We start from the raw sequence: 8,972 nt of genomic DNA on the forward strand, positions 1-8,972 counted from the left end.
GCGGTGCTCCCCGGCGGCGGCCGCGGCCCCCGCGAGGCCCTCCAGGGCCAGGGCGAGCGCCCGCGCGTCCCCGAGCCCCAGGGCGACGTCGAACCCCTCCGCGTGCAGCGCGTGCGCCGTCGCGGCGTCACCGCGCAGCTCCGCCACGAAGCCCAGCTCGGCGAGCGCGAGCGTGACGCCGGGGCCGTAGTCGGCGCCGCGGAACCAGGCGAGCAGTTCGCGCATGTGCCGCTCGGCGCCGGCCAGGTCGCCCTCCCTGCGCGCGCCGAGGCCGAGGCCGATGCGTGCGTCCAGCTCGCCGGAGCGGAAGCTGTGGTCGCGCGCCAGGCGCAGGGCCCGCTCGTGCGCGGCGCGGGCCTGCTCGAAGTCGCCCGTGAGCAGAGCGATCCGGCCAAGTCCGGACAGCCGCTTGGACGCCTCCGTGTGCAGCCCGAGGCGTTCCGCGATGGCCAGCCCCGCGCGGTGCAACCGGGCCGCCTCGGCGTAGTCGCCCGCGATCTCGCTGAGCGTGGCGAGCGGGAAGACGGTCTGCAACTGGCCCCATTCGTCGCCCAGTTCGCGGAAGAGGCGGGCGCTGCGCTCGCTGTCGCGCCGTACGGCGGCGAGGTCGCCGTGCGCGATGGCGTGCCGGGCCCGGGCGCTGAGCGCGGCCGCGGTGCCCCACGTGTCGCCGAGGGCGGTGAAGGCGTCGAGCGCCTCGTTCACCAGCCGCTCGCCGGTGCGGACGGCGCCCGCGCCCATCTGCGCCGAGCCGAGAATCCACAGGGTGTTGGCCTTGCCTGAGGGGTCGTCAATCCCTCGCAAAGCAGCGAGGGTTGACGCCAGCAGCCGACTGGATTCGGGGCCGTCCTCGCCACCCTCGTGCTCGCCCGCGCCCGCGTGACCTTTCGCGGCCTCGTGACCTTCCGCGCCCGCGTCGGTGCCCTCGCGCAGCGCGATGCCGGTCCGCCAGGCCAGCGCGAGAGCGCGCGCGGCGGCGGTCTCCGCGGCGGTGCCGGGTGCCGAGGCCAGCGCCGCGTCCAGGTATCTGCGGGCCTCCGCGATCCGCCCGCGCAGCACCCAGTACCAGGCCAGCGCGTTGACCATGCCCAGCGCGCGGCCCGCCGCCCCGCCCCGGAGCGCCGTGTCCAGGGCCCGGCGCAGATTGGCGCTTTCCTCGTCGAGGAGATCCAGCCACCGCCGCTGCTCCGGGCCGTGCAGCAACCGGCCCGCGCGCACGGCCAGTTCGGCGTAGTGGGCGCTGTGCCGCTCGCGCACGGCGTCGAACTCGCCCGCCTCCCTGAGCTGTTCGGCGCCGTACTCCCGTACGGACTCCAGGACGCAGTACCGCGGCCCGTCCGGCCGGTCCGAGGCCACCACCAGGGAGCGGTCCACCAGGCGGGAGAGGAGGTCGAGCACATCGGGCCCGCGCACGGTGCCGCCCGCGCCGACGGCCCGCGCGGCGTCGAGCGTGCAGCCGTCGTGCACGGCCAGGCGCCGCAGAACCGTGCGCTCCGGCGGTGTGAGCAGCGACCAGCTCCAGTCGATGACCGCGCGGAGGGTGCGCTGCCGCGCCGGGGCGCCGCGGAAGCCGCGGGCGAGCAGGGCGAACCGGTCGTCGATGCGGGACAGCAGCCCGTGCACCCCCATCGTGCGTACGCGCGCCGCCGCCAGCTCCAGCGCCAGCGGGAGCCCGTCCAGGCGGACGCACAGTTCGGCGACCGCCTCCGCGTCGTCCGCGCCGAGCCGCGCCCCGGGGCCGTTCTCAAGCCCGGCCCGCCGCCGGAACAGTTCCATGGCGCTCGCCAGGTCGAGCGGCGGCACCGCCCACACCCGCTCGCCGCTCACGTCGAGCGGCTCCTGGCTGGTCGCGAGGACGCTGAGCCCCGGTACGTCACGCAGCAGTACGTCCGCCAACTCGGCGACCGCGTCCACGAGATGCTCGCAGTTGTCGAGTACGACGAGCAGCCGCCGCCCGCGCAGCGCCCGCGTCAGCCGCCCGGCCGCGGCCACCGGGGCACCCGGCTCCTCATGCAGCCCGAGCACCCGGGCCACCGCCTCGGCCACGGTGTCCGGGCCGCGCCCGGCCGCGCCGTCGAGGCCCGCGAGCTCGACCAGCCACACCCCGTCGGGAAACCGGTCCGCGAGCCCCTGCGCCGCCGCGACGGCGAGCCGCGTCTTGCCCACCCCGCCGGGCCCGGTGAGGGTCACAAGGCGGGTCACGTCGAGGAGTTGACGTACTCCCGGCACGTCGTCGTCCCGCCCGACGAGGCCGGCGACGGGGGCGGGAAGGTTGGTGCGGGGCGCTGCCCCGGGCCCGGCGTGCGCTTCACTGCGGTTCGGCGGCGCCCCGAAGGGACGCGGGGCTCCGACGTGTGCGGCTCCGCCGCGTGGGCGCGACCAGCCACGACGAGGCCGCGGAGAATCAACGGCCCCTCGCGGCCCCGCGGCGGAGCCGCTGGTGGGCACAGCCAGCGGAGCGTCCAGCGCCGGATCCTGGCGCAGGATCGCCCCGTGCAGCGCCGCGAGTTCCGCCCCCGGCGTGAGGCCGAGGTCGTCCGCGAGGCGGCGGCGCAGATCCTCGTACGCGTCGAGGGCCTCCGTCTGGCGGCCCGCGCGGTACAGCGCGCGAAGTTGCGCGGCCCGCAGCCGCTCCCGCAGCGGATGGCGCCCGACCAGGTCGGCGAGGTCCGCGGCGAGCGGCCCGTGCTCGCCCAACTCCAGGCGCGCCTCGGCCTGTTCCTCCCACGCGGTGAGCCGGTCCTCCTCCAGGCGGCCGATCGCGCCGCGCGCGAACGCGGCGTCGGTGAAGCCCGCGAACGCCTCGCCGCGCCACAGCCCCAGCGCCTCCTCCAGGAGCCGCGCCTTCGCGCGGGGCCCGTCCGCGGTCGCCCGCGCCCGCTCCAGCAGGAGCGCGAACCGGCCCGCGTCGACCGCGTCCGCCGCGACGCGCAGCGCGTAACCGGCGGGCCCCGCCGCGACCAGGGCCCGGCCGCCCGGCTCGGCCCGCTCCAACGCCCGGCGGAGCTGGGACACCTTGCCCTGGAGCGCGTTCGCCGGATGGTCGGGCAACTCCTCGCCCCACAGCCCGTCGATCAGCCGGTCCGCCGACACCGGGTGGCCGGGGTGCACCAGCAAATGGGCCAGGAGCGCGCGGACCTTGGCACCGGGGACGGCCGCCTCCGCGCCGTCCGTCGTCCACACGGCCGGCGGACCGAGCACCCCGAATCGCATGCCGACGACGATAACCCGCCAGGTGAACGACCTGCGGCCGGATCCGACGACGCCCCCCCGACATGACCCCGACATGACCGCGACAGGAGTCGACAGAGGACCGACAGCGACTCGGCAGCGAACCGGCAGCGCCCACCCGCACGGTGATGACCACAGGCCGGGCGCACCGTCCGGCACCGCTCCCACCGGAGGCACACCATGAGCGAGACCACCACACCCGAGCCCACGACCGTCACCGTCATCGGCCTCGGCAACCTCGGCCAGGTCCTCGCCCGCACCTTCCTCGACCAGGGCCACAAGGTCACCGTCTGGAACCGCTCGCAGGACAAGGCGGACGAACTGGTCGCCCGCGGCGCCACGTTGGCGGCCACCCCGGCCGAGGCCATGGGGGCGAGCGACCTCGTCGTCATCTGCGTACTGGACTACACGACCGTCCGCGACCTGCTCACTCCCGCCGCGGGCGCCCTCGCGGGCCGCGTAGTCGTCAACGTCACCTCCGGCATCCCGGAGGCCGCACGCGAACTCGGCGCCTGGATCACCGGGCAGGGCGCCGCGTACGTGGACGGCGCCGTCTACGCCATCCCGCAGACCGTCGGCACGCCCGCGGCCTTCGTCCTCTACAGCGGTGACGAGGACGCCTTCGCGCGGTACCGGACGCTGCTGGAGACGCTGGGCTCGGCGGAGTTCGCCGGTTCCGACGCGGGGCTCGCGGCGGTGCACGACGTGGCGCTGCTCAGCGGCATGTACGGCATGTTCGCCGGGTTCTTCCAGACGGTGGCCGTCGGCGGCTCCGCGGGGATCGACGCGACACGGATCACCGAGCTGCTCGTCCGCTGGCTCAAGGAGGCGATCGGCGCGCTGCCCGGCTTCGCCGCCGAGATCGACGCCGGGGACTACCGCACGGAGACGTCGAACATGGACATCAACGCCGTGGGCCTGGCCCACATCCTCACCGCGACCCGCGCGCAGGGCGTCGGCGTCGACCTGCTCGCCCCGCTGCACGCGCTATTCGAGCGGCAGGTGGCCGAGGGGCACGGCGCCGAGAGCCTGTCCCGCACGATCGAGTCCCTGCGCTAGCGCTTCGCTGGATGTGCGGTGTCGATCCTGCGGGCCGGTGGGGGCTGGTCGCGCCCGCGCGGCAGAGCCGCATATCGATACAGCCCCGCGCCCCTTCGGGGGCGCGGTACCCGCGCGACGTCAAGGCAGTGTCAACGTCCTGGTGAGAACTGCCAAGGATGTGTCAAGGGGCATGTCCGCCTTCCCCGTGAGCGGCTTCGGTGGGGGAGTCACCGAGCGGCTTCGCAGGGAAGTCACCCGGCACGCCAAGGAGTTGAGGACCGTGAGCGCGGAGAATGTGGTGGGACTTCTCGTCGCCGTCAGCCTGGTCGGATACCTCGTCCTCGCACGGCTCTTCCCGGAGAGGTTCTGACACCGGCGCGATGACGGACGTACGACCCGGACAACTGAAGGTCTACCTCGGCGCGGCACCGGGGGCCGGCAAGACCTGCCGCATGCTCGACGAAGGACGGCGACGGGCCGCACGCGGCGCCGATGTCGTGGTGGGCCTCGTGGAGTGCCATCGACGTCCGCAGACGGAAGCCGCGCTGGCGGAGGCGAGGGCCGGCGGGCTCGAGGTCGTGGAGCGGGCCCGCTGCTCCTACCGCGGCGGCGAGTTCACCGAGCTGGACCTGGACGCCCTGCTGGCCCGGCGCCCGCAGGTCGCCCTGGTCGACGACCTCGCCCACACCAACGTCCCGGGGGAGGGCCGCAACCCCAAGCGCTGGCAGGACGTCGACCGGCTGCTCACGGCCGGGATCGACGTGGTCACGACGGTCAGCATCCAGCACATGGAGTCCCTGAAGGACGTCGTCGAGAAGATCACCAAGGTGCCGCAGGCCGAGACCGTCCCCGACGACGTCGTGCGCCGCGCCCACCAGATCGAACTCGTCGACGCCGCCCCGGAGTCGCTGCGCCGCCGGATGGCGCACGGCAACATCCACGCGCCCGAGAAGGTCGACGCGGCCCTCGCCAACTACTTCCGCACCGGCAACCTCACGGCCCTGCGCCAGCTCGCCCTGCTCTGGGTGGCCGACCGCGTCGACGAGGCGCTCCAGGCGTACCGCTTCGAGCACGGCATCGGCGGCGTGTGGGAGACCCGCGAGCGCGTCGTCGTCGGCCTGACGGGCGGCCCCGAGGGCGACACCCTGGTCCGCCGCGCCGCCCGCATCGCCGACCGCTCGGTGGGCGGTGAGCTCCTCGCCGTGCACATCGCGCGCAGCGACGGGCTCGCCGCAGGCACCTCGCACGCCTCCCTGACCCGGCAGCGCCGGCTCGTGGAGGACCTGGGCGGCAGCTACCACTCGGTCGTCGGCGACGACATCGCGACCGCCCTGGTCGATTTCGCGCGCGCCGAGAACGCCACCCAGCTCGTCCTCGGCTCCAGCCGCCGCGGCCGCTTCGAGCGGTTCCTCACCGGGCGCGGCACCGGCGAGTCCGTCGTCGAGGCGTCCGGCGACATCGATGTCCACACCGTCACCCACGAACGCGCCGGCGCGGGCACCCTGCTGCCCTCCCGCAGACGTACGCTGTCGGGCCCGCGCCGCGTCGGCGGCCCCGTCGCCGGGCTGCTCCTTCCGATCGTGCTCACCTCCCTGCTCGACCTGGACGTGGCCCGCGAGCACCTGAACCTCACCAGCGTGGCGCTGCTGTTCCTGCTCGCCGTGGTGGGGGTGGCCTGCATCGGCGGTGTGCTGTCCGCGGTGGTGGCGTCCGTGACCGCGTCGCTGCTGCTCAACTACTGGTTCATGCCGCCCGTCGGGCACTTCACGCTCGGCGATCCGAACAGCATGCTCGCGCTCGTGGTGTTCGCGATCGTCGCCGCCACCGTCGCCGCCGTGGTCGACCGGTCGCTGCGGCTGTCCCGCCGCTCCGCGCGCGCCACCGCCGAGGCGGAGACGATGTCGTCGCTCGCGGGCACCATCGTGCGCGGCGGGCAGCCGATCCCCGCCCTGCTGGAACGCGCCCGTGAGGCGTTCGGCGTGGACGCCGCCGAGCTGGTGGAGCAGCCGCCCGACACCGCCGACGCCCTGGTGACCGCCGTGCCCGCGGGCACCGACGCCTATCTCGTGCTGCGCGGCCGCACCCTGCCCTCCGCCGACCGCCGGGTCCTCGCCGCGTTCGCCGCGCACGTCGGCGCCGCCGTCGAGCGGGCCCGGCTCGCCGAGGCCGCCGCCGAGGTGGAGCCCGTGAAGGCCGCCGACCGGATGCGCACCGCGCTGCTGCGGGCCGTCGGCCACGACCTGCGTACCCCACTGGCCGCCGCGCTCGCCGCGATCGGCTCGCTGCGCAGCCGTGACCTGGACTTCTCCGAGCAGGACCGCGAGGAACTCCTCGCCACCGCCGACGAGTCCATGACCAAGCTGAACCGTCTCGTCGACAACCTCCTCGACATGAGCCGCCTCCAGGCCGGCGCCCTCAAGCTCGAACTGCGCGCCACCGCCCTTGAGGAGGTGCTGCCGACCGCACTCGACTCGCTGCCCGTCGCGTGCCCGGTCGACACGGGCAGCCTGGAGGAGATCCCCGCCGTCCTCGCCGACCCGCCGCTCCTCGAGCGGGTGATAGCCAATCTCGTCGGCAACGCCGCCCGCCACACCCCGTACGGCGAGAAGGTCCTCGTCACCGCGAGCGCCCTGGCCGGCCGCGTCGAACTGCGCGTCGTCGACCGGGGCCCCGGCCTCCCGGCGGCCGACCGCGACCGGGTGTTCGAGCCCTTCCAGCGGCTCGGCGACACCGACAACACGACGGGTCTCGGCCTCGGCCTTGCCCTGTCCCGGGGCCTCGCCGAGGCGATGGACGGCACCCTCACGCCCGAGGACACCCCCGGTGGCGGCCTTACGATGGTGCTTTCGCTGCCCTTCGCGGAACGGGTGCGCGAGGTGAGCGGCGCGCCCGGCTCCGGCGTCTGGCATTCTGAGCCCCTTTGACCGGTGGGCGCGTCCATCGCACCCGAGCGCAGAGACGAGATTCATGGCACGCGGCAAGCTTCGGATCTATCTGGGGGCGGCACCGGGCGTCGGCAAGACGTACGCGATGCTGTCCGAGGCACATCGTCGTGTCGAGCGCGGCACCGACTGTGTGGTGGCCTTCGTGGAGCATCATGACCGTCCTCGTACGGAAGTGATGCTGCACGGTCTCGACCTGCTGCCGCGCAAGGAACTGGAGTACCGGGACACCACTTTCACGGAGATGGACGTGGACGCCGTCCTGGAGCGCGCCCCAGCCGTCGCCCTGGTGGACGAGCTGGCGCACACGAACATCCCCGGCTCGCGCAACGCCAAGCGCTGGCAGGACGTCGAAGAGCTCCTCGAAGCGGGCATCGACGTGATATCCACCGTCAACATCCAGCACCTGGAGTCGCTGGGCGACGTCGTCGAGAACATCACCGGGGTGCGGCAGCGCGAGACGGTGCCGGACGAGGTGGTGCGGCGGGCGGACCAGATCGAGCTGGTCGACATGTCGCCGCAGGCGCTGCGCCGCCGGATGGCGCACGGCAACATCTACAAGGCGGACAAGGTCGACGCGGCCCTGTCCAACTACTTCCGCCCCGGGAACCTGACGGCCCTGCGCGAGCTGGCGCTGCTGTGGGTCGCCGACCGGGTCGACGAATACCTCCAGCAGTACCGGGGCGAGCACGACATCCGCTCCACCTGGCAGGCCCGTGAGCGCATCGTCGTCGGCCTCACCGGCGGACCCGAGGGCCGCACCCTGCTGCGCCGGGCCGCCCGGCTCGCCGAGAAGGGCGCGGGCGGCGAGGTCCTCGCCGTCTACATCGCCCGCAGCGACGGCCTGACCGCGGCCTCGCCCAAGGAACTCGCGATCCAGCGCACCCTCGTCGAGGACCTCGGCGGCTCCTTCCACCAGGTGATAGGCGAGGACATCACCGCCGCGCTCCTGGAGTTCGCCCGCGGCGTCAACGCCACCCAGATCGTCCTCGGCGTCTCCCGGCGCAAGTCCTGGCAGTACGTCTTCGGGCCGGGCGTCAGCGCCACCGTCGCCCGCGAGTCCGGGCCCGACCTCGACGTCCACCTGGTCACGCACGACGAGGCGGGCAAGGGGCGCAGCCTGTCGCCGGCACCGCGCGCCACCCGGCTCGGCCGCAACCGGCTCATCTGGGGCTGGCTGGTCGGCATGGGCGGGCCGATTCTGCTCGCCCTGCTGCTGCGCGGTGTCGCGCCGAACCTCGGTCTCGCCAACGACATGCTGCTGTTCCTCACGCTGACGGTGGCGGCGGCCCTGCTCGGCGGCCTGCTGCCGGCCCTCGCGTCGGCGGCGTTCGGCTCACAGCTCCTGAACTACTACTTCACGCCACCCCTCCACCACGTCCTGATCTCCAACCCGAAGAACATCCTCGCGTTGGTGATCTTCGTCTCGGTGGCCGTGTCCGTGGCTTCGGTCGTGGACCTCGCCGCCCGCCGGACCCATCAGGCCGCGCGGCTGCGCGCCGAGTCGGAGATCCTCTCGCACCTCGCGGGCAGCGTGCTGCGCGGCGAGAACAGCCTGGAGTCCCTCCTGGAGACCGTGCGCGAGACCTTCGGCATGGAGGCCGTCGCGCTCCTGGAGCGCGAGAGCGACATCTCCCCGTGGACCTGCGCGGCGAGCGTCGGTACGCGCCCGGGCGCCGACCGCCCCGAGGACGCCGACGTCGACATGCCCGTCGGCGACCACATGGCCCTCGCGCTCACCGGCCGGGTGCTGCCCGC

The 8,972-nt window shown here is 74.2% G+C and carries 4 protein-coding genes and 1 pseudogene; 4 read left to right on the forward strand and 1 reads right to left on the reverse strand.

The window, feature by feature from the left end:
* On the reverse strand, nucleotides 1-3,213 hold a 3,213-nt coding region (locus STRAU_RS26400; protein WP_037662033.1), incomplete at its 3' end, for an AfsR/SARP family transcriptional regulator.
* A 180-nt stretch (nucleotides 3,214-3,393) separates the two neighbouring features.
* Between STRAU_RS26400 and STRAU_RS26405 the strand changes: the two are divergent.
* From STRAU_RS26405 to STRAU_RS26420, 4 genes and pseudogenes are all read left to right on the forward strand, one after another.
* Nucleotides 3,394-4,290 (forward strand): annotated as a pseudogene (locus STRAU_RS26405) (NAD(P)-dependent oxidoreductase); the annotation flags it as partial.
* Nucleotides 4,291-4,552: 262 nt separating this feature from the next.
* Nucleotides 4,553-4,642: a K(+)-transporting ATPase subunit F gene (kdpF, locus tag STRAU_RS44730; protein WP_106968048.1), complete on the forward strand. Its 90-nt coding sequence runs from the start codon at nucleotides 4,553-4,555 to the stop codon at nucleotides 4,640-4,642.
* A gap of 10 nt (nucleotides 4,643-4,652) precedes the next feature.
* A complete protein-coding gene (locus STRAU_RS26415; protein WP_016643454.1) occupies nucleotides 4,653-7,196 on the forward strand; it encodes a sensor histidine kinase in 2,544 nt (847 codons plus the stop codon).
* Between the two features lie 43 nt (nucleotides 7,197-7,239).
* Nucleotides 7,240-8,972 (forward strand): DUF4118 domain-containing protein (locus STRAU_RS26420; RefSeq protein ID WP_037662036.1); only part of this gene is annotated, 1,733 nt, incomplete at its 3' end.

It is taken from the genome of Streptomyces aurantiacus JA 4570 (assembly GCF_000414115.1).
Lineage (GTDB): Bacteria > Actinomycetota > Actinomycetes > Streptomycetales > Streptomycetaceae > Streptomyces > Streptomyces aurantiacus_A.